Consider the following 20,221-nt stretch of genomic DNA (forward strand, 5'->3'; position numbering starts at 1 on the left):
GTCGGACGGGATAGAAAGGTTGTCTGACGAATGAGTAATGAAAAAGCTGATTGCAGGTATAACAGCCAACTATAAACTACAAACCAAAACGACTGCCATATGACTCCTTTCCTCGCTGAATTTATCGGCACTATGTTTATTATCCTGTTGGGTAATGGTGTTGTTGCCAATGTACTGCTTGCAAAATCAAAAGGTAATAATGGTGGATGGATTGTCATCACCTTTGGCTGGGCCATTGGGGTTTTTGTTGGTGTGTACAGTAGTGCTTCAATCAGTGGAGCACATTTAAATCCTGCCATTACTATTGCTTTGGCAGCTGTTGGAAAATTTGACTGGGCTAATGTTCCTCTTTACATTCTTGCACAATTACTGGGAGCCATGACAGGTTCTTTGTTGATGTGGCTCGCTTACAAAAACATTTTGATGAAGTAAATGATGCAGATGCCATGCTGGCGATTTTCTGTACCGGTCCTGCCATTAAAAGTCCATTCTTTAATGTGTTAACTGAAGTGATCGGAACATTTGCATTGATGCTGGGTGTGTTATTTATTGCGGCACCGCAAAACAGTCTGGGTGCTTTGGATGCATTACCTGTTGCTTTACTCGTGTTGGGTCTTGGTTTGAGTTTGGGCGGACCAACCGGCTATGCCATCAATCCTGCAAGAGATCTTGGTCCACGGTTGATGCATTTTATTCTTCCTATAAAGCATAAGCGTAACAGCGATTGGGGTTACAGCTGGGTGCCGATTGTCGGGCCAATTATTGGGGCGCTGATAGCTGTTGGCGTTTGGTCGCTGATCAACAACTAATTTATTAACCCTGTGCTTCTGTTTTCAAGTAATATTTCTTTCTGAACCAGAAAGCAAGATTCACCAATGCAATCAATGCCGGCACTTCTACCAATGGACCAATCACTCCGGCAAATGCCTCACCGCTGTTGATGCCAAATACACCAATGGCGACTGCAATGGCTAGCTCAAAATTATTTCCTGTTGCAGTAAAGGCAACGGATGTTGCTCTTGAATAATCAGCACCGAATGATTTGCCGACAAAGAAACTTACCACAAACATGATGGCAAAGTAAATCACTAAAGGAAGAGCAATCCGTAAAACATCAAATGGTATCTGCACAATCAGTTCACCTTTTAAGCTGAACATGATGACAATGGTAAACAGCAGTGCAATTAATGTAATAAGAGAGATTAATGCAACGAACTTATGATGAAACCATTCTTCACCTTTTAATCTGATGAGTGCATACCGACTGATAACACCGGCAGCAAACGGAATCCCCAAATAGATACCAACGCTTTTTGCAATTTCAGCAATGGTAATATCAACTGCTAATCCTTTCAAACCAAACAGAGGAGGCAGCAGGGTTATAAACACATACGCATACACACTGAAAAACAACACTTGGAAAATACTGTTCAATGCAACAAGACCTGCGGCATATTCACGGTTGCCTTCGGCGAGTTCATTCCAAACCACCACCATGGCAATGCAACGTGCAAGACCGATGAGGATCACACCGATCATATATTCAGGATAGCCTCTTAAAAAGGTAATGGCTAATACAAACATCAGGATGGGTCCAATCACCCAGTTCAACAGCAACGAAGCAGTGAGCACTTTTACATTGGTAAATACTTCACCCATTTTTCATAACGTACTTTGGCGAGTGGGGGATACATCATTAAGATTAATCCAACCGCCAAAGGAATATTGGTTGTGCCTGATGAAAATGAGTTGATGAGTTTTGATGAAGAAGGAAAAAAATAACCAATGGCTACACCAATCGCCATTGCCAGGAAGATCCATAAAGTTAGATACCTGTCTAAGAAGCTTAATTTTTTCCGTTCATGTGCAGGGGCACAATTGTTTGCACTCATTGATTGAATTTAGTTGTCAGTAAGTTTTGAGAAAACGTATAAGCATTCCATGGCTATCTGGTTGCTGCGCTCTGTATATTTTTCATCCTGAAGAACAGTATTGTCAAATGCTTTCGGATCATTGTAAGTTGTACCGATCCGAAGTTCACAGCCGGGTATGAACGGACAGTTTTCTTCTGCATCAGAGCAGGTCATGATGGCTGCAAAATTCTGTGAAGGATTTTCTGCATCATTATATAGTTTGGAAAAACAGGTAGTGAAACTGTTTTCAGAAAAGTACACTTCGTAAAGAGGGTTCTTGCTTTCACTTGTTTTCTTCACTTCAAATCCGGCAACTGCAAGTGCTTTGATTGCATTGGGATTAAAAGCCGTGGCCTCTGTACCTCCCGAAAATGTTTTAATATTTTCTATACCGTAATAGGCTGCGGCAACAGCTGCCCACACCTGGCCAAGATGACTCCTGCGTGAATTATGTGTACACACATACACAAGGTTGGCTGTTTCTTTGTTAACGGTCTTACCTTTTATATAGGATGAAATTTTTTCTAAGAGTATTTTCCGCTCTGCCGGTATTTCGCCAAAGTTTTTGACCAGTGCGCTGCAGCGTTGTTGTATCAGATCGTACATATATTTCTTAATTAGTAGAATTTACAGTTGAATGTTATCAGTGTCAGCAGCATTTCTCTTTTAATGGCTGAAACGCCGAAAAGAAACCCTGCAACTGGGATTCAGCTTTTTTCCATTCTTTTTCATCAATACAATAACACACTTTTTTTCCTTCTATATCGCCTTTAATCAGACCTGCTGCTTTTAATTCCTTTAAATGCTGTGATACGGTGCTTTGTGAAAGGGGGAGTTCCTCTACGATGTCGCCACAAATACAGGCCTGTTTTTTAATGAGCAGGTGCATAATGGCAACCCTTGCCGGATGCGAAAGAGCCTTTGCGTATTTTGCAATGCGGTTATCTTTTACTGAAAATTCATCCGCCTTTGTTGCTCCCATTTAATTTATTTAATCGCAATATTACGATTTTAATTGAAAACGGGAGTGGCTTAAAAAATCTTTAAATAAATATTTATGTAATACAGGCCGGTAAGTAAAAAAGTGAGCCCTGCCACAATCCGCATTACCTTCTCCACTTTGCTGATGGCCTTAAAATACATCCCTAATTTCTCCATACTGAATGCTATTACAAAAGCAAAGAAGATAACGGGTAAGCCTGTGCCAATTGAAAATACAACAGGTAAGCTCAACCCTGCTGATGCAGATAAAGTCATTGGTATAAGCATAGCAAAGAACAAGGCACCGCTATAGGGACAGAATGCCAATGCAAATACTACTCCCAATAAAAAAGAACCAAGCAAGCCTTTGTCTTTGAATTTTTCTGAAAGCCTGTCAGTTAAATTTCCTTTGGATAAAAAATTGAGTTTAATAGCACCCAGCATAATTAAACCAATAAGGATCATCAATGGACCGATGAATTTTTCACCATTGCCCTGGAATAATTTTGCTACCTGGAACTTACTGGCTCCAAAATAAATAATTGCCGCCAGTGCTGTATACGAAAACATCCGCCCCAATGTATACAACAGGCCGCTGAGTAATACCTTTCGTTTATCAGTAAGTGTTTTTGCAATATAGGCTGTGGCAGTAATATTGGTTGCTAAAGGGCAGGGGCTGATTGCTGTGAGTAAGCCCAATGCGAAAGCTGCCAGAAAGGGCAGCTCCCTGTTTTGTGCAAGATCAGTTAACCAATCCATCTTATTCTTTTATAAATTCCTGAATGTATTTTTTCAATTCTTCTTCAAACAGTTTTTCACTGCCGGCTTTCATAAAAGCAAATTCTGTGAGGTCTTTTTTCTTGCCTGTTTTAGGATTGAATAAAAACAGTGCAGTGCCTGTTGCTTCAAACTGCTCTGCTTTTTTTGCATTTTTCTTATCATCCACATTTACTAATGTAAAAGGAATGCTTGAAAAGTTATTGGCTAAGGTTGCTCTTGTCAACTTTTCAATTAATATACAGGTAACGCAGCGGTGTTCAGAATGAAACTGAATAATTTCAATTGTGCCTGCAGTAACTGCTGTTTGTTTGCTTTGCTGTGCCTGACTGTTGCAGGATGTAAATAAAATTGCCAGAATGGAGAGAACAGTGTGATGCTTAACTTTTTCATACGAGTTTAATTTATAAGATAATATTGAAAAGATATCCTGAGAAAATTATACAAGCTGTAACTACAGCAAAAAAGATAGCAATCAGTTTCCATGTCATCACTTTTTTCAGCAATGTCGCTTCTGGTATAGAGAGACCTACCACTGCCATCATAAAGGCAATGGCTGTGCCGATGGGTATACCTTTTGCTACAAATACCTGTATGATGGGTAAAATACCTGCTGCATTACTATACATCGGAACACCAAGTATTACTGCAATCGGAACTGCAAAGGATTGTCTTTGCTGATATAATGTTCAAAAAAGCCGGTAGGAATAAAGCCATGCATGGCAGCTCCCAATCCAATACCTATTATAATATACCAAAACACACCTTTAATAATGCCCAGCGCTTCTTTAAATATTTCAGGCATTCTTTGCAGCAATGTTCTTTTCTCTTCATCCAGTTCAGCTTCTGTATGTGCATTCGCAAGAATATTCTGAACCCAGGGTGTTAAATGCTTTTCTAATTTTAGTCTGCTGAGGATCATTCCGCCAATCATTCCCAGAATAATACCACTGGATGCATAGATAACAGTTGCTTTCAATCCAAACATTCCAATGAACAAAGCGATGGCTACTTCGTTTACCAATGGGGAAGTAATTAAAAAAGCAAATGTTACACCAAGCGGAATACCACCTTTTACAAAGCCGATAAATAACGGAACAGAGGAACAGGAACAGAACGGAGTGATGGCTCCAAAAGTGGAAGCGAATAGATATTCAAGACCAAACAGCTTATTCCTGGAAAGGAAATTTCTTATTTTATCAACCGGAAAATAGGAGTTGACCACTCCCATTACTGAGGTAATGATAAATAACAGGATTAAAATTTTCAAAGTGTCATATACAAAAAAATTAAGAGCGTCTCCTAATTTACTATGAGTTGCAATGCCAAAAACAGAATATATAAGCCAGTCAGCGAAAGTTTGTACCCAGTCGAACATGATTGTAATTTTAGTTTAGCAACAGGCACTGCCATCACTGTTGGGTGAATCGCAGCAGGAGCTGTTGTCAGATGGTGTTTTTGCAGTTGAAGTACTGCAACAACCGCTGTTTGTATTTGTTCCCAATACAGTAGTTGTATCCCCTTTGGTTGGAAACCCTTTTTGAGCCCAACGGATAATTCCATGCTGCATGTTAACCACTTTGCCCGGATCATATCCGTTATTCAGTAAGAAACCTGCTGCCCGTAAACTTCTGCCACCGCCACGGCAAACCATTACAAGATCTTTATCGAACGGCAATTCAGTGTAACGAACCTCAAATTCACTCAGTGGTATATTAACAATAGCAGGAACATCATAAGCAAGTTGTTCCACTTCATCTCTTTCTCTTACATCAACCAACAATGCGCCTTTCTTTACCCACGACTGTGTTGTGGTTGGGCATATTTCATTTACCATAGTTTGTTTTGTTTCCATGTTCATTGGTTTATTGTTTCAGTAATTGTTTAATTTCATTTACATCAGCTATGCGGCCTTTTACTTTTGCTACATCATCAATCATCAGCACAGGTGTGGTCAATACATTGTACTTCATCATTTCTTCTATGTCTTCAATCTTCGTAACATCAGCTTCAATGCCTGTTTGTTTCAAAGCTTCCAGTACATTGTTGTAAGTGGTCTTGCATTTAGGGCAACCGGGGCCTAATACTTTAATATTCATTTTCATTGTTGTAAAGTTTATTTATGAGGTAATAATAATTTAACCGGCTCAGCTTCATCAAACGAAATTATTTCCAGATGGCCGGCCTGATATCTGTTCCATAACCTGTAGTGAATATGCAGATAGCTGTCGTGATGTGTAAATATGGTTTGATGATGCTGTGAATAAAATCCCAGCATCTGTGCTTTCTGATGGCTGAACGTATTGATCTGTTTTGCTTCCTTTAATGTTTCAGGATTAATTGTTGTTACAGAGCTGTCTTTAAACATAATATGACCACTTCCTTCTTTTACTTTGCCAAACAGCAGGAAAGGAAATGCCGTTGCTGTGTCTGTACCATGCTGATGGGCTGCATTTGTTACAGCAGTTTCAAGTTCTCTCATTGAACTGATTTTTCGAGTAAGGACAATCGTGTCCCACTCAGCCACATCCGCATAAACCAGGAAAATTGCTTTCAGGTCTTTTACATCTCTTAACAGGAAAGGTTTTTTCTCCGTTGTAATTGCAGCAACAAAAGATCTGCTGTCCCATACAATGATTTCGCCCCGTAAATTTTCCACCGGACCAATTGCATACAAATGTTTTGCATTGATGGTATCAACTAAAATGGCCGCATCGGTTCTTCCTTCCTGGCCGATCTTACTCATTTTGCCACTGTACTTCACAACTGGCTGTTGCGCAAAACCAACCTGGGCCAGAAAAAAGAAAATCAATATAGATAATGTATGCTTCATGCTGTTTTCGGTAAATGGGGTAAAATTGTTATTCAAAAAAAGTTGCAAAAACTTTCTTTGCTTCATCCCATGCTTTTTGGTTAATACAGTATTTAACTCTTGGAGGCATCACATCTCCCTGAATCAACCCCGCATCTTTCAACTCTTTCAGATGTTGGGAGATGGTTGATTGAGCCATTGGAATTTCTTCCGTTAGCTGGCCGGTAAAACAACAGGCCTGCTTTTCAAGAAAATTCAGAATCCGAATCCTGATGGGGTGTGACAGTGCTTTTGCATACCTGGCAAGTGCTTCTTCTTTAGCCGTGTAATTGATTTCGGTGGTTGTACGTTGCATAGTCTTAAGTTGTTCATCGCAAATGAACGATGATTAAATAAGATAGACTATGACTTTTGTCACGGAGCGGAATGATACCCAACATAAACTTCCGGATTATTCGAAAATCCTATTGATATTAGTTTTTTTGCTGATTCTCATCATTTCCTCCCTTTTTGGTGTCAGGTACTTTTATCCCTTCAAAATAACCAATTATTATGGACACAAATAAAAGCGTCGAAGTAATACCAGCCAAGCCCGAAGTAGAGGTAATGGACGGTAACGAAGCAGCTGCCTATATTGCTTACAAATGCAATGAGGTTTGCGCAATTTATCCAATTACTCCTTCTTCTAACATGGGCGAATGGGCCGATGAGTGGAGTGCAAAAGACATCAAAAACATTTTCGGTCAGGTGCCCCGAATCATGGAAATGCAGAGTGAAGCAGGTGCCGCAGGTGCCATTCACGGAGCATTACAGGGCGGTGCATTAGCATCTACTTTCACTGCATCGCAGGGTTTGCTGCTGATGATTCCCAATATGTACAAAATTGCGGGTGAGTTAACTCCAACCGTATTTCATATTGCTGCCAGGAGCTTAGCTACTCATGCCTTGTCCATCTTTGGTGATCACAGTGATGTGATGGCCGTAAGAGCAACAGGGTTTTCGATGTTATTTGGCAATAATGCACAGGAAGCAATGGATATGGCGCTGATTGCACAGGCTGCAACGCTGAAATCCAGAGTTCCTTTCATGAATATATTTGACGGCTTCCGTACTTCACATGAACTTTCACAGGTTGAAATCATTCCTGATGAAGTAATTAAAGCTATGATGGATGACAAGGCAATTACTGACCATCGTGACAGGGCCTTATCTCCCAACAATCCATTTATCCGTGGTACTGCTCAAAACCCTGATGTGTTTTTCCAGAACAGGGAAGCAGCCAATCCTTATTATGAAAAAGTTCCCGGCATTGTTCAGGCAGAAATGGACAAGTTCTATGAACTGACCGGCAGAAGATATAACCTCTTTGATTATTACGGACATCCGCATCCAGATCGTTTGATCATTATCATCGGTTCTGGTGCAGGTGCTGTACAGGAAACAGTTGATTATCTCAACTCAGAAGGAAAGAGAGTAGGTGTACTCATTGTTCGCCTGTATCGTCCATTCTCTATTGAAGCATTTATCAAAGCAATTCCTAAATCTGTAGTGGCAATTGCTGTACTCGACAGGTGTAAAGAACCAGGCAGTATGGCTGAACCATTATATATGGATGTGGTGAATGCCCTGAACGAATCGCAGGAAAATCATCATGCACATGTTATTGGCGGCCGTTATGGTTTGTCATCAAAAGAGTTTACTCCTGCAATGGTGAAAGCAGTGTTTAAAGAACTGAAACAAAAACGTCCGAAGACTCACTTTACAATCGGTATTGATGATGATGTTACCCATCTGAGTTTGTGGTACGATAAAACATTCAACCTCGATTCACAGCATAAATTCCGTGGATTGTTCTTTGGATTAGGTGCCGATGGTACGGTGAGTGCAAATAAAAACTCCATTAAGATCATTGGTGATAAAACAGATTTCTTTGTACAGGGTTATTTTGTGTATGATTCCAAGAAATCGGGTTCATTAACTGCATCTCACTTACGTTTTGGTGAAAACCCAATCCGTTCTACCTACCTGGTAAACTCAGCAAACTTTGTGGCCTGTCATCACTTCAATTATTTAATGAAGTATGATATCCTGAAAGATGCGGCTTATGGCGCAACCTTTCTGTTAAATACTCCTTATGATAAAGATGAAGTGTGGGCAAAACTTCCAAGAAAAATTCAGGAAGAAATCAAACACAAACATTTAAAATTCTTTGTGATCAATGCTTATACCGTTGCAAAAGAAACCGGTATGGGTAACAGGATCAATACTATTCTGCAAACCTGCTTCTTTGCCATCAGCAATGTATTGCCGAGAGAAGAAGCCATTGCAAAAATTAAAGAAGCGATTTACGATACTTACTGGAAGAAAGGTGAAAAAATAGTACAGAAAAACTACGAAGCTGTTGATGCTACGCTTGAACATCTGTATGAAATCGATTATAAAAACCTCTTGATTGGTACAAAAGAACAGGATGCAACAGTGCCATTTGATGCTCCAGAATTTGTGAAAGGAGTTTTAGGTAAAATTATTGCCGGCGAAGGTGATGATCTTCCGGTAAGTGCTTTTCCTGTTGACGGTCAGTTTCCTTCCGGTACTACCAAATGGGAAAAAAGAAATATTGCTGATGCTGTTCCGGTTTGGGATGCTGATTTGTGTACACAGTGCGGTAAATGTTTCATGATCTGTCCGCATGCTGCCATCCGTCCGAAAGTATATGATAAGGAATTGCTGGCATCAGCTCCTGATTCATTCAAACATGTTGCACCAATCGGTAAAGAGTGGAATAAAGAAACAGAAGCATATACACTGCAGGTGTCAACAGAAGATTGCACAGGATGTACATTATGTGTTGAGTTCTGCCCAATTACAAGTAAAACAGAACCAGGACATAAGGCTATCAACATGATTGATAAAACAGAGTTCCAGGAAAAAGAAATTGAAAACTGGGATTACTTCTTAAGCATTCCTGAAGTGGATCGTTCAAGAGTAAACAGGAATACTGTAAAAGGTTCACAGTTCTTCCAGCCATTGTTTGAGTTCAGTGGTGCATGTTCAGGTTGTGGTGAAACTCCATACCTGAAATTACTTACACAGTTGTTTGGCGAAAAAATGATCGTTGCCAATGCAACAGGTTGCTCATCCATCTTTGGAGGTAATCTGCCAACAACACCATGGACATCGAATAAAGAAGGTGTAGGGCCGGCATGGGCCAACTCACTGTTTGAAGATAATGCCGAGTTTGGTTTAGGTATTAAAATGGCCAACGATAAAAAAAGAGACATTGCGATGCAATTGCTTGATGAATTGCGTCCGTTTGTTGGTGAAGGTTTAGTAGACAGCATTGTTGCTGCACCTGAAACAACAGAAGGAGAGATACAGGCGAAACATGTTCTTATTGGTTTGCTGAAAAACAACTGGAGAATATGAAATCAGTTGCAGCGAACAATCTTTATCACCTGGCTGATTTCCTTGCAGAGAAATCTGTTTGGATCATTGGTGGTGATGGATGGGCTTATGATATTGGTTATGGTGGTTTGGATCATGTACTCAGCACCGGTGAAAATGTAAACATCATGGTACTGGATACAGAAGTATATTCCAACACCGGCGGACAAAAATCAAAATCTACTCCATTAGGTTCAAGTGCGAAGTTCTCAGTAAATGGTAAAACAACCGGTAAGAAAGACCTGGCACTGCAGGCCATTGCACACGGAACAGCTTATGTTGCACAAATTGCAATGGGTGGAAATGATATCCATACTGTAAGAACAATCCTGGAAGCAGAAGCTTATCCTGGTCCTTCATTGATTATTGCTTACAGTCACTGTATTGCACATGGTATTGATATGGCAAAAGGTGCAGAAGAACAGGATTTTGCAGTGAAGAGCGGTTACTGGCCACTGTTCCATTACAATCCGATGAAACCAAGAGGTGAACGTTTTGTAGTTGATTCAAAAGATCCTTCCATGTCATTGAGCGAATTCATGTATCATGAAAACCGTTTCAATGTAATTAAGGCAAAAGATCCTGAACTGGCAGCACGCTTTATGGTTCAGTCTGAAGAAGCAAAAGTGAGCAGGTGGGAACGTCTTCAAACACTGAAAGGTTTATAAGAAAAATAATTTCCGTATGAAAAATTGAAGGGAATCTCATTTGAGATTCCCTTTGTATTTTAACTGAAGAAATTTTGCAGCAGGCGTTCCGATGGAACGCAACATCCTTTTTCACACAGGAGTTACCCATCATCTGTCCCTACGGGACAAAAAAGCTCAGGCATGATAATTTCCATTTTTGAAAGGTATACGGAATAGATTTTTTTGCTTTTCCATCACCACAAAGTATGCGTAGCAAAGTTTGAATGATGTTCTGCTTTTGATGGCCGTTGTGCCGTCGGCACAATTCATGGGTAACCAAGAATCAGACTGTAGCTGCGTTCCGTAGGAACGCTTGATGAAATAAATCAGATGTGAATGCTTATTTTCTTGAAGCCAGTTCTGCCTTTATTTTTTTAAGGTTCAGAAAGTTGATAATTGCGAGGGGTAAAAAGGCAAAGGGTAAAATGGTAGTTGCAGTAAAGCCTTTCTTTATAAAACCAAAAATTGTAGATATAAGCATAATCATAACTGTAATTGAAAGGAGTATAACTGCAACAGTCATTTCTTTCTCTCTTTTCTTTAATTCATCTTCGGGCATTTCCGAAAGCTGCCTGACTGCCGTAGTATATAGTTGGTTTGTAGTGGCAAAGATAAAAAGGCAGAGATATTACACACCAAACTGCATGAGGTGATGGTCTAAATGCTTCCACATACTCTTTCCCCATTGCTCAGCAGTGAGTTTGCCAAACATTGGATGCACTTTATCACCAATGCCGACTGCACCTCTCTGGTGAAAACTGGTGATCATTGAAACCAGTTCGTTTTTTTCTGTTTCAAAATCCCTGTCGCCTTTAATAATAAAATTGGGTGCTGTGGGAAGGCTTTGTCCCCAGGGACTTTCATCATATAACTTTTTTTTCATTGCCCAGCCAATTAAAAGACCAATGAACATTCTTGGGATTGGTTTGCTGCTGAGCGGAACTTTAAATGCTTCTTTGCAATGCGCCATCATCTGGCCTGGTGTCATCTTTCCCCATAAACGTTCACTGTGCGAATTGACAAAATGAATCCGGGTAAGAATTTCATCGAAGGTTTCTTTGTCGAATAAATTTTTCACCTGCATCATACTGGATATTTAATGTTGTTCGTAGTAAGGAATTTCATCATGGCTTACAGCATCTTTCTGCTGCCAGTAAGCGGGAGTAACAATATGACCTGTCTTTGTTCTCAGTGCTCGTCCAAAAAGAGCATTCGTTACATTAAACATTACATTGGTTACTCCAATAGTAAATGTTTCAGGCTTGTCCGCCATAGCTTCAGCGGGGGCGGAAGCAACCTCGCCTTCAACTGGCTTTGGAGCTGGCGCAGCTTTCGGAGGAGGGGAAGGAACAACAATCACTTTATAGTTGTTGTATTCAAGCAAATCTTTCAGAAATGCAACACGGTCTTTACCTGCGTTTTTTTCAACAACAGCACATTTCACTCCATCCAGATCTTCAAACTCGTGATTTTTATTGATTGCCATAATTACTCAATCTTTTTGGTTTAATTTTTTTATTCCTTTCAGTATGAAATAAAAACCTGCGATAAAAGAGACGGTTACAATTCCCCAAATTATCCAATCTTGAAGCATGTGTGGTCTGAAAGTCAAATGTCCATGCATGCCTGATAAATAAAAAAGAATACCAAATAATCCAATCATTAAGAACATCAATCCAAGTCCCAGTCTCATTGTTTTTATTTAACCAGCGAATAAATATACTCGTAAGCACCACTCACCAATCCTGTTACAACAATGCCTCCGATGCAGATTGCCATTGCAATTTTCGGACTCCAGCTGACCTCCACTTTTTCAATCGGATTTTCATTGGAGTCCATGAACATGGCTTTGATGATGCGCAGGTAATAATAAAGCGATACCACCATGTTTAATGCTGCAATAGTGATCAGCACATAATTATTTTTCCCGGCACCTGCCAGGATCAAAAAGAATTTACCAAAGAACCCGGCAGTTGGCGGAATACCTGCCAGCGAAAACAAAGCAATTGCCAATACCCATGTTAGCAATGGATTGGTTTTATAGAAACCTTTAAAGTCGTCAATGCGTTCTTTTCCTTTTTCTGAACTTACCAAACTCAACACACCAAAGGCTGCAAGGTTGGAGAATATATAAATCAAGACAAAATATACGACCGAACTGAACCCTGTATTATCACCACCGCTCACACCAATTAAAATAAAACCAACCTGTGAAATAGAGGAGAAGGCAAGGAATCGTTTGATGTTTTGCTGACGGATTGCAAACAGGTTACCAATAACCATTGACAGCACGGCCAGCACTGCCATGATATTATACCACTGGAAAAACAACTTATCAAACACTGTAAACAATACACTCGTCATTACAAAAATCATACTGCCCTTTGAAATCACAGATAAATAAGAAGTAACGGCAATAGGGGCACCTTCGTATACATCGGCTGTCCATAAATGAAAGGGAACAGCAGAAATTTTAAAACCAAAACCTGCAATCAGCAATATGAATGAAAACAGGAATAAAGGATTGGCTGAAGCAATTTCACGCAGTTCAGCAAAGTTTACAGTTCCTGCAATGCCATAGATCATGGAAATGCCAAACAATAATAAACCGGAAGCAAAAGCTGATGAGATAATGTATTTCATAGCAGCTTCAGCAGAACGTCTTTTATCGAGGTCAAAATTTGCCATTGCTGCAAGAGGAATACTTGCTAATTCCAATCCAACATAAAACATCAGGAGGTTCCTGCTGCTGATCATACAGAACATGCCCAGCAGGGTGGAAAACATCAGAATATAAAATTCAGCTGCATGTTTATGTTTCATCAACCAGTTGTACGATTGAAGAGAGATGATCAGCGTGCCAAGGTTCAGGATATTTTTTTCAAGCCGCACCAGGTCGTTGGTTTGAAACATATCACCAAACAGTGAGCCATCAGCATTGAAGAAAAATCCAGCCACAAAGTTTATGGTCAGTAAGATATTTGTGAGCAGCAAAAGAGTTTTGGGCTCTAAATCCTTTGCGCCAAGTTTAGCAAACAAAAGAATAAAGATGATTGCTGTTAACAGCAATTCCTGTTGCATCAGTATGAAAAATTCGTTCATCATTTTAATTTACTTGATCATTCCAATTTTCTGCATAATCACTTCTGTTCCGGGATTGATGAGATCTGTTAACCAGAAAGGAACCAAACCCATAATCAGTATTCCAACCAGCAATAACACAGCAGCTGTTTTTTCATTCCAGGCTGCATCACCTAATTTTAAATACTCTGTATTTTTAATTGGTCCCATAATAGAAGAACCAACTGCTCTTAAAATATAAACTGCTGTAACAACAATTGATGCTGCCGATACAATGGTTGCAATACGGTAAAATGTATCAGCTCTCTGCCAGCTTCCCATGAACACGGTCATCTCTGCAACAAATCCACTGAAGCCGGGTAAACCCAGTGAACACAATCCCACAATTACAAACACAGAAGAAATAAACGGCATCACTTTTAATAATCCGCCGAGCTGTGCCACCTGTCTTGTATGTGTACGTTCGTAAATCATACCAATCACGGCGAAGAAAAGGGCTGTCATTAAACCGTGACTCACCATTTGTAATACTGCACCATTAATAGAAGTCTTGGTTAACATACCAATACCGAGTAAAACAAACCCACAATGGCTCACAGAAGAATAAGCGTTGATGTATTTCAAATCGGTCTGCATCATGGTAGCAAAGGCTCCATATAAAATTGCAATGCAGGATAGAATAATAATGATTGTTGAGTAATGTTCAGCAGCATCTGGCATTAAATAAGTAGCTACACGTAAACATCCGTAACCACCCAGCTTCATAGATATGCCTGCGAGGAACATAGACGCAGCTGTTGGTGCAGATGAGTGACCATCGGGTACCCATGTATGAAAAGGAAACAATGCAGTAAAAATTCCGAAGCCGATAAAAGCAAACGGGAAGAATAAGTTTTGCAGATTGGCTGGAATATTTTGCTGAGAAATCTGCAACAAGTCGAATGAATGAACACCGTTGATACTGGTGTTGAAATATAATCCTGATAATCCCACAAAGACTAAAGCAGAACCTGCCATGAGCATCAAAGCCAGCTTCAAAGCACTGTATTCTTTTTTACCGCTACCCCAGATTCCGATTAATAAGAATTTAGGAATTACTGCCACTTCTAAGAAGAAGAACATGGTAAACAAATCAAGCGAAATAAAGAACCCGTATGCACCAAGACTTAAGAATAATAACAGGAAGAAAAATTCTTTATGCATGTGTTCCTGCTTCCATGAAACCAGCACGGCAGCCAGTACAACAAAAGAAGTAAGCAGGATCATGGCAACTGAAATGCCATCTACCCCAACATGATAATTGATGTTAAGCGCTTTGTACCAGGTATAATTCTGATCAAAGATGAAATCGCCACTGCTGGTAATTCTTTCCTCTAAGAATTTAAACAGGAGAAAAACACTCAGACCTAATTGTGCAACTGCAGCAAGCAGTGCAACAGTGCGTACCTGTTTCAAACCTTTTACTGCTAAAAGGAGAAGCGAAAACGCAAGGGGCAATATGAGAAGTAAGGATAGATTCATTTTATAATTTCCATAAATAAATAAACATAATAACTAATGCTGCTATTCCGCCAAAGAAGTATAATGCGTAGTTCTGTACTTTACCTGATTGCAAACCTTTGATGAGGCTGGATATTTTTCCGGTTGTTGTTGCAATGCCATTCATCAGGCCATCAACAATATTGCGGTCAATCCATGCTGCAGGGCGACCGATTAAATTGAAGACAATTTTTTTGGTGATGAAGAGATACAGCTCATCCATATAAAATTTATGATAAGCTGCTTTGTATAAACCACCCAGTGCAGTTGATACCTGCTGCGGTTTACTGCTTTCTTTTTTGTACATCCACATCGCAACTGCAATTCCTGTTAATCCAATCAAAACCGGTGCGATGGAGAACATTAAATGGAAAGGAGTTTCCAATGCTTTGCCATCTGTTGAAACAAAATGACCAAATGGAATAAAGCCAACAGCCATTGTGCATCCGGCTAAAATAATCAATGGAAGTTTCATAGAGAAAGTTCCTTCGCCATGGTCATTATGTACTTCACTTTGCTTGTTCCAGAAGATAGAGAAATACAAACGGAACATATAAAAAGCAGTAAGACCGGAAGTGAGCAATGCAATCACATACACGATCATGCTTGAATTATAAGCTGCCAATAAAATTTCTTCCTTACTGAAAAACCCGGAGAAAGGAGGAACACCTGCAATAGCAAGACAGGCAACTAAAAATGTAAGATGTGTAATTGGCATGAACTTTCTCAATCCACCCATATCTTTCATATCGTTACTGTGCACTAAATGAATAACTGCACCTGCGCCGAGGAATAATAATGATTTGAAAAATGCATGTGTAAACAAATGAAACATGGAAGCTGTATAGCCTAAACCATGTTCACCACCATTGCCACTAACACCTAATGCAAACATCATGTAACCGATCTGGCTCATAGTTGAATAGGCGAGTACACGTTTAATATCTGTTTGTGTACAGGCAATAACAGCTGCAAATAAAGCAGATACCACACCAACAATTCTTACAATTGATAATGCTGTTTCATTGATAGCAAACAGTGGAAATAATCTTGCAACAAGATATACACCTGCCACCACCATTGTTGCTGCGTGGATCAATGCAGAAACAGGAGTAGGACCTTCCATTGCATCGGGCAACCAGATGTGGAATGGAAACATGGCGCTTTTGCCTGCACCACCCATGAACACCATTGTTAAGCCCCAGGTAATAGCTGATACTCCAATAAAAGAAGCGGAAGTAATGGCAACAAACTGTGTTGACTGCTGTGTGGTTAAATTATGAATGATGGTGTTGAAGTCTAAACTTTCACCATAAAAAGCAAGGATAAGAATACCGATGAGGAAACCAAGATCAGCAAAACGTGTTACGATAAATGCTTTCTTTGAAGCCGCAACTGCAGAGGGTTTCTGGAAGTAATAACCGATGAGTAAGTAAGAAGACGCACCTACCAATTCCCAGAACATATAGATCTGGAAGAGATTGGATGATACAACCAATCCAAGCATAGAGAAGGTAAACAATCCAAGGAAAGCATAGTAAGTAGCAAATCTTTCTTCACCTTTCATATATCCAAGGCTGAAGATGTGTACCATTAAGGAAACAACAGTTACCACCACCAGCATCATAACTGAAATAGGATCGAGAATAATACCCATGTCAATCGAAACTGTATCAGAAAAAGAAAGCCAGGTAAACTTTAGCGCAGTAATTGTTTGATAAGTATCACCCACTTTCCCGTCAACTAAAAAGTACTGGTAAGCTGTATAAAGTGAAAGTACTGTTGAGATCAGCAGCAAACCTGTACCAATGATACCGGCAGAACCGTTGAAATATTTTCTTCCAAACAAACCAAGCAGTACAAAACCTGCCAATGGAAGTAAAGGGATTAATGATATGTAAGTATAGTTGTTCATATAAAGGCCTCACCCTCGTTCCCTCTCCATCCTTCGACTACGCTCAGGACAGCGGGAGGCCGGGCTTTTCTTTGTTATTTAAATTCTGTATTTAAGCATTTCATCTTTTCTTCTTTAGTCGTCATTCACACTCTATCATTTAATCAACATCTTTAACATGCTGGCCCTGTGCATCAGCACACTCCCCTTTCAGGGGAGCCGGAGGGGCTTGGTCTTCTAATATTTCATTTCCGTTGCATCTTCCACATCAATTGAATTATGACTGCGGTAGAGATTGATGATAATGGCAATCGCTACGGCTGCTTCAGCAGCAGCAATTGTGATAATAAATATGGTGAAGAAGATGCCGTCTAATTTTTCGGGATATAAATATTTATTAAATGCCACAAAGTTGATGTTTACACTGTTGAGCATTAATTCAATTGCCATCAGCATGGTGATGAGGTTACGGCGTGTAAACAAACCATACATGCCAATAAAGAACAGTGCTGTGCTCACAAACAGGACATGTGTTAATGGTACTTCGTTCATTTTTCTTCCGGTTTAATTTTGAGAGCAATTACAATACATCCTACCATTGCTGCTAACAATAATATACTTACTACTTCAAAAGGTAAAGAATAACCGCCCTGTTCTGTGTTGAGCATGGCATTGCCAATTCTTGCAACGTCAGTGTCGAACAATTTATCAGATGGTGTAAATCCGTATTGCTGAATCAGAAAATAAGTAAATGCAAATCCGAACAGTACGGCCAATATGCTGAAAATTGTTCTTCCTTTCGGTGCTTTCGCCATTTCTTTACCCGATTGCTGGGTAAGAAAAATAGAGAAGATGACGAGTATCACAATGCCGCCGACGTATACTACAATCTGCACAGCTGCAATAAACTGAACATCCATCCAGAAGTATAACCCGGCAATACCCATTAATGAAAACAGGAGCCAGATGGCTGAACGGAAAATCTTTCTTGTAACAACAGAGCAAATCCCCATTGTGAGAATGAAAGCTGAGATAAGATAAAATATGATTTGAGATGCAGTCATGGCCTCATCCTCGGTCCTTCTCCAAAGGAGAAGGAGGCCGGGTTTTTATTTTATTAATTAAACAATAGTTATTAAGCATTTCAACAATTAGGTTTCAATCATCAATTAGCAACATCTTTATATCTACTCAATCTTTTCAATAAGCTGGCTTCGTGCTATGCCAAGCCCTTCCTTTGGAGGGGTTTGGGGAGGCCTTTATTTATTCTACACCCGCACGGATCTTCGATCCGTCGTGGTTTAATTTCTTTGTCAGCTTGCTTCTGTCGTACACACTGTGTTCAAATGTCTGTGCCATTTTAATTGCACCTGTCGGGCAAGCCTCCACACACAAATTACACATGGTACATAATTCAAGATGATACACAAATGTGTCAATTGCTTTTTTCTTCTTTCCTGTTTCAGCATCAACATCAAATTTGGTAACGATCTTGATCGTGGCATTGGGGCAGGCCAGTTCGCAGGCAGTGCAACCGGTGCAGGCATGTTCATTATTTTCATCATGAATCATGACTACTTCGCCTTTGAAACGATCAGCCATTACCAGTGTACCCCTGTTATCAGGATACTGTTCCGTAATGATTTCTTTGTGATGCGTAAAATAATAACCCGTCCGCTTCATGCCGGTAGCGAGTGATTTAAGCGCACCAAAAACATCTTTTATGTAATCTTTTAAAAACATAGTTGCCTCACCCTCGTTCCCTCTCCGGTAGAGAGGGAGGCCGGGCTTTTATTTTATTAATTTAACTTTTATAACTAAGCATTTCATCTTTTTCATTCATTTCATCAAACTTCTATCTATTCAAAACACTCTCTGACAAGCGGGCCCCGTGCGTTGAAATTCTCCCCTAACGGGGGAGTTAGAGGGGGCTTCGGGCCTCTAAAAATGCCAACCTAATATTGCAAACACCGTTGTCAGTAATAAATTGAACATACTGATTGGTAACAAATATTTCCATTCAAGTGTCAGTAACTGATCAATACGTAAGCGGGGAAATGTCCACCGGAACCACATGATCAAAAATATCAGGAAGAACGTTTTTCCAAAAAACCAGATACTAGATGGAATATAATCCATCACATGATTAAATCCTTCCCAGTGGCCGATATGAAACGGCATCCAGCCACCAAGAAATAAAGTAGCACCAATGGCACATACAATAAATACATTGATATATTCTGCCAGGAAGAACAAAGCGAATTTCATTCCTGAATATTCCGTATGAAATCCTGCTGTTAATTCTGATTCGGCTTCAGCTAAATCAAATGGTGCACGGTTTGTTTCGGCAGTAACAGCAATAATGAAAATGATAAATGCAACCCACATTGGAAGATGCCCTTTAAAAATCCACCAACCATCAGCCTGTGCATTCACAATATCTGATAAACGAAGACTGCCGGTTAACACAACTACAGAAAGAATTGCAAGGCCCGCTGATAATTCATAGCTCACAATCTGTGCACCGCTGCGCATAGCACCCAATGCAGAGTATTTATTATTACTGGCCCATCCGGCCATTAAAATACCAATCACAGAAAGAGAAGAAATGGCGGTGACATATAATACACCAATATTCAGATCCCAATATTGAAAATCTTTAGCAAAGCCGATTGGTGCAAGTAATAACATGGCAACAATCATCGCAATAAACGGAGCAGTGTTGAATAATAATTTATCGGCACCATCGGGAGTCATCCCTTCTTTCACCAATAATTTTACAGTATCAGCCAGCGACTGAAACATACCTTTTGGTCCTACACGATTGGGTCCTAAACGAATCTGGATCCATGCTGCCACTTTTCGTTCCATGATTACCAGTACCAGTCCCAATGCTGCAAACAAACCAATGGCTGCAACACCGGCAATGACCATTTCAATAACCATTGTCCATGTTGGGTTGACTTGCTGGCTTAACCAGGAATCAAAATTCTTTGCTATTTCACTAAGGCTCCACATATATTAAGACCTCACCCTCGTTCCCTCTCCAAAAGAGAGGGAGGCCGGGCTTTATTTTATAATTTAACTTTTG

At 40.0% G+C, this 20,221-nt stretch carries 20 protein-coding genes and 4 pseudogenes; 3 read left to right on the plus strand and 21 right to left on the minus strand.

Features of this window, described 5'->3' with window-relative positions:
- Positions 1-99 precede the first annotated feature (99 nt).
- Positions 100-809: pseudogene (locus IPK31_11505) on the plus strand (aquaporin family protein).
- Positions 810-813: 4 nt separating this feature from the next.
- Here IPK31_11505 and arsB read toward each other — a convergent pair.
- The 11 genes and pseudogenes from arsB to IPK31_11560 form a co-directional block, all read right to left on the minus strand.
- Positions 814-1,892: pseudogene (gene arsB, locus IPK31_11510) on the minus strand (ACR3 family arsenite efflux transporter).
- 9 nt (positions 1,893-1,901) lie between these two features.
- Positions 1,902-2,519, minus strand: coding sequence for a protein-tyrosine-phosphatase (locus tag IPK31_11515; GenBank protein MBK8088517.1), 618 nt, complete (start codon positions 2,517-2,519; stop codon positions 1,902-1,904).
- Between the two features lie 43 nt (positions 2,520-2,562).
- A complete protein-coding gene (locus IPK31_11520) occupies positions 2,563-2,895 on the minus strand; it encodes a winged helix-turn-helix transcriptional regulator (protein MBK8088518.1) in 333 nt (110 codons plus the stop codon).
- Positions 2,896-2,945: 50 nt separating this feature from the next.
- Positions 2,946-3,653 (minus strand): sulfite exporter TauE/SafE family protein, encoded by a 708-nt coding sequence (locus tag IPK31_11525; GenBank protein MBK8088519.1) that lies wholly within the window; start codon positions 3,651-3,653, stop codon positions 2,946-2,948.
- A gap of 1 nt (position 3,654) precedes the next feature.
- The gene (locus tag IPK31_11530; GenBank protein MBK8088520.1) at positions 3,655-3,897 is read right to left on the minus strand and encodes a hypothetical protein; all 243 of its coding nucleotides are present in this window, start codon (positions 3,895-3,897) and stop codon (positions 3,655-3,657) included.
- An 8-nt stretch (positions 3,898-3,905) separates the two neighbouring features.
- On the minus strand, positions 3,906-4,064 hold the full coding sequence (locus tag IPK31_11535; GenBank protein MBK8088521.1) for a hypothetical protein: 159 nt from the start codon (positions 4,062-4,064) through the stop codon (positions 3,906-3,908).
- A gap of 11 nt (positions 4,065-4,075) precedes the next feature.
- A pseudogene (locus IPK31_11540) lies at positions 4,076-5,049 on the minus strand (permease).
- A 15-nt stretch (positions 5,050-5,064) separates the two neighbouring features.
- Complete coding sequence (locus IPK31_11545) at positions 5,065-5,526, minus strand: rhodanese-like domain-containing protein (GenBank protein MBK8088522.1); 462 nt, start codon at positions 5,524-5,526, stop codon at positions 5,065-5,067.
- A gap of 10 nt (positions 5,527-5,536) precedes the next feature.
- Positions 5,537-5,770: a TM0996/MTH895 family glutaredoxin-like protein gene (locus IPK31_11550; protein ID MBK8088523.1), complete on the minus strand. Its 234-nt coding sequence runs from the start codon at positions 5,768-5,770 to the stop codon at positions 5,537-5,539.
- A gap of 17 nt (positions 5,771-5,787) precedes the next feature.
- Complete coding sequence (locus IPK31_11555) at positions 5,788-6,504, minus strand: hypothetical protein (protein MBK8088524.1); 717 nt, start codon at positions 6,502-6,504, stop codon at positions 5,788-5,790.
- Between the two features lie 28 nt (positions 6,505-6,532).
- Complete coding sequence (locus IPK31_11560) at positions 6,533-6,838, minus strand: winged helix-turn-helix transcriptional regulator (GenBank protein ID MBK8088525.1); 306 nt, start codon at positions 6,836-6,838, stop codon at positions 6,533-6,535.
- A gap of 197 nt (positions 6,839-7,035) precedes the next feature.
- Between IPK31_11560 and nifJ the strand changes: the two are divergent.
- Both nifJ and IPK31_11570 read left to right on the plus strand, forming a co-directional pair.
- Positions 7,036-10,595: pseudogene (nifJ, locus tag IPK31_11565) on the plus strand (pyruvate:ferredoxin (flavodoxin) oxidoreductase).
- Positions 10,596-10,948: 353 nt separating this feature from the next.
- The gene (locus IPK31_11570) at positions 10,949-11,269 is read left to right on the plus strand and encodes a hypothetical protein (GenBank protein MBK8088526.1); all 321 of its coding nucleotides are present in this window, start codon (positions 10,949-10,951) and stop codon (positions 11,267-11,269) included.
- On the opposite strand, the gene IPK31_11575 is transcribed toward IPK31_11570, so the two are convergent.
- From IPK31_11575 to nuoH, 10 genes are all read right to left on the minus strand, one after another.
- The gene (locus IPK31_11575; GenBank protein ID MBK8088527.1) at positions 11,245-11,703 is read right to left on the minus strand and encodes a DUF1569 domain-containing protein; all 459 of its coding nucleotides are present in this window, start codon (positions 11,701-11,703) and stop codon (positions 11,245-11,247) included. The two genes, IPK31_11570 and IPK31_11575, sit on opposite strands and share 25 nt — an antisense overlap.
- A gap of 9 nt (positions 11,704-11,712) precedes the next feature.
- Positions 11,713-12,102: a hypothetical protein gene (locus IPK31_11580; protein MBK8088528.1), complete on the minus strand. Its 390-nt coding sequence runs from the start codon at positions 12,100-12,102 to the stop codon at positions 11,713-11,715.
- 6 nt (positions 12,103-12,108) lie between these two features.
- Positions 12,109-12,309: a hypothetical protein gene (locus IPK31_11585; GenBank protein MBK8088529.1), complete on the minus strand. Its 201-nt coding sequence runs from the start codon at positions 12,307-12,309 to the stop codon at positions 12,109-12,111.
- Positions 12,310-12,314: 5 nt separating this feature from the next.
- Positions 12,315-13,718, minus strand: coding sequence for an NADH-quinone oxidoreductase subunit N (locus IPK31_11590; GenBank protein MBK8088530.1), 1,404 nt, complete (start codon positions 13,716-13,718; stop codon positions 12,315-12,317).
- Positions 13,719-13,727: 9 nt separating this feature from the next.
- Positions 13,728-15,218 (minus strand): NADH-quinone oxidoreductase subunit M, encoded by a 1,491-nt coding sequence (locus IPK31_11595; GenBank protein ID MBK8088531.1) that lies wholly within the window; start codon positions 15,216-15,218, stop codon positions 13,728-13,730.
- Position 15,219: 1 nt separating this feature from the next.
- The gene (nuoL, locus tag IPK31_11600; GenBank protein MBK8088532.1) at positions 15,220-17,151 is read right to left on the minus strand and encodes an NADH-quinone oxidoreductase subunit L; all 1,932 of its coding nucleotides are present in this window, start codon (positions 17,149-17,151) and stop codon (positions 15,220-15,222) included.
- Positions 17,152-17,367: 216 nt separating this feature from the next.
- The gene (gene nuoK, locus IPK31_11605; GenBank protein MBK8088533.1) at positions 17,368-17,682 is read right to left on the minus strand and encodes an NADH-quinone oxidoreductase subunit NuoK; all 315 of its coding nucleotides are present in this window, start codon (positions 17,680-17,682) and stop codon (positions 17,368-17,370) included.
- Positions 17,679-18,143 (minus strand): NADH-quinone oxidoreductase subunit J, encoded by a 465-nt coding sequence (locus IPK31_11610; protein ID MBK8088534.1) that lies wholly within the window; start codon positions 18,141-18,143, stop codon positions 17,679-17,681. Before IPK31_11610 ends, nuoK begins: the two co-directional genes overlap by 4 nt.
- Positions 18,144-18,393: 250 nt before the next feature.
- Complete coding sequence (locus IPK31_11615; GenBank protein MBK8088535.1) at positions 18,394-18,873, minus strand: 4Fe-4S binding protein; 480 nt, start codon at positions 18,871-18,873, stop codon at positions 18,394-18,396.
- Between the two features lie 198 nt (positions 18,874-19,071).
- Positions 19,072-20,148, minus strand: coding sequence for an NADH-quinone oxidoreductase subunit NuoH (nuoH, locus tag IPK31_11620; protein MBK8088536.1), 1,077 nt, complete (start codon positions 20,146-20,148; stop codon positions 19,072-19,074).
- Positions 20,149-20,221: the final 73 nt, after the last annotated feature.

The organism is Chitinophagaceae bacterium, assembly GCA_016713085.1.
GTDB lineage: Bacteria > Bacteroidota > Bacteroidia > Chitinophagales > Chitinophagaceae > Lacibacter.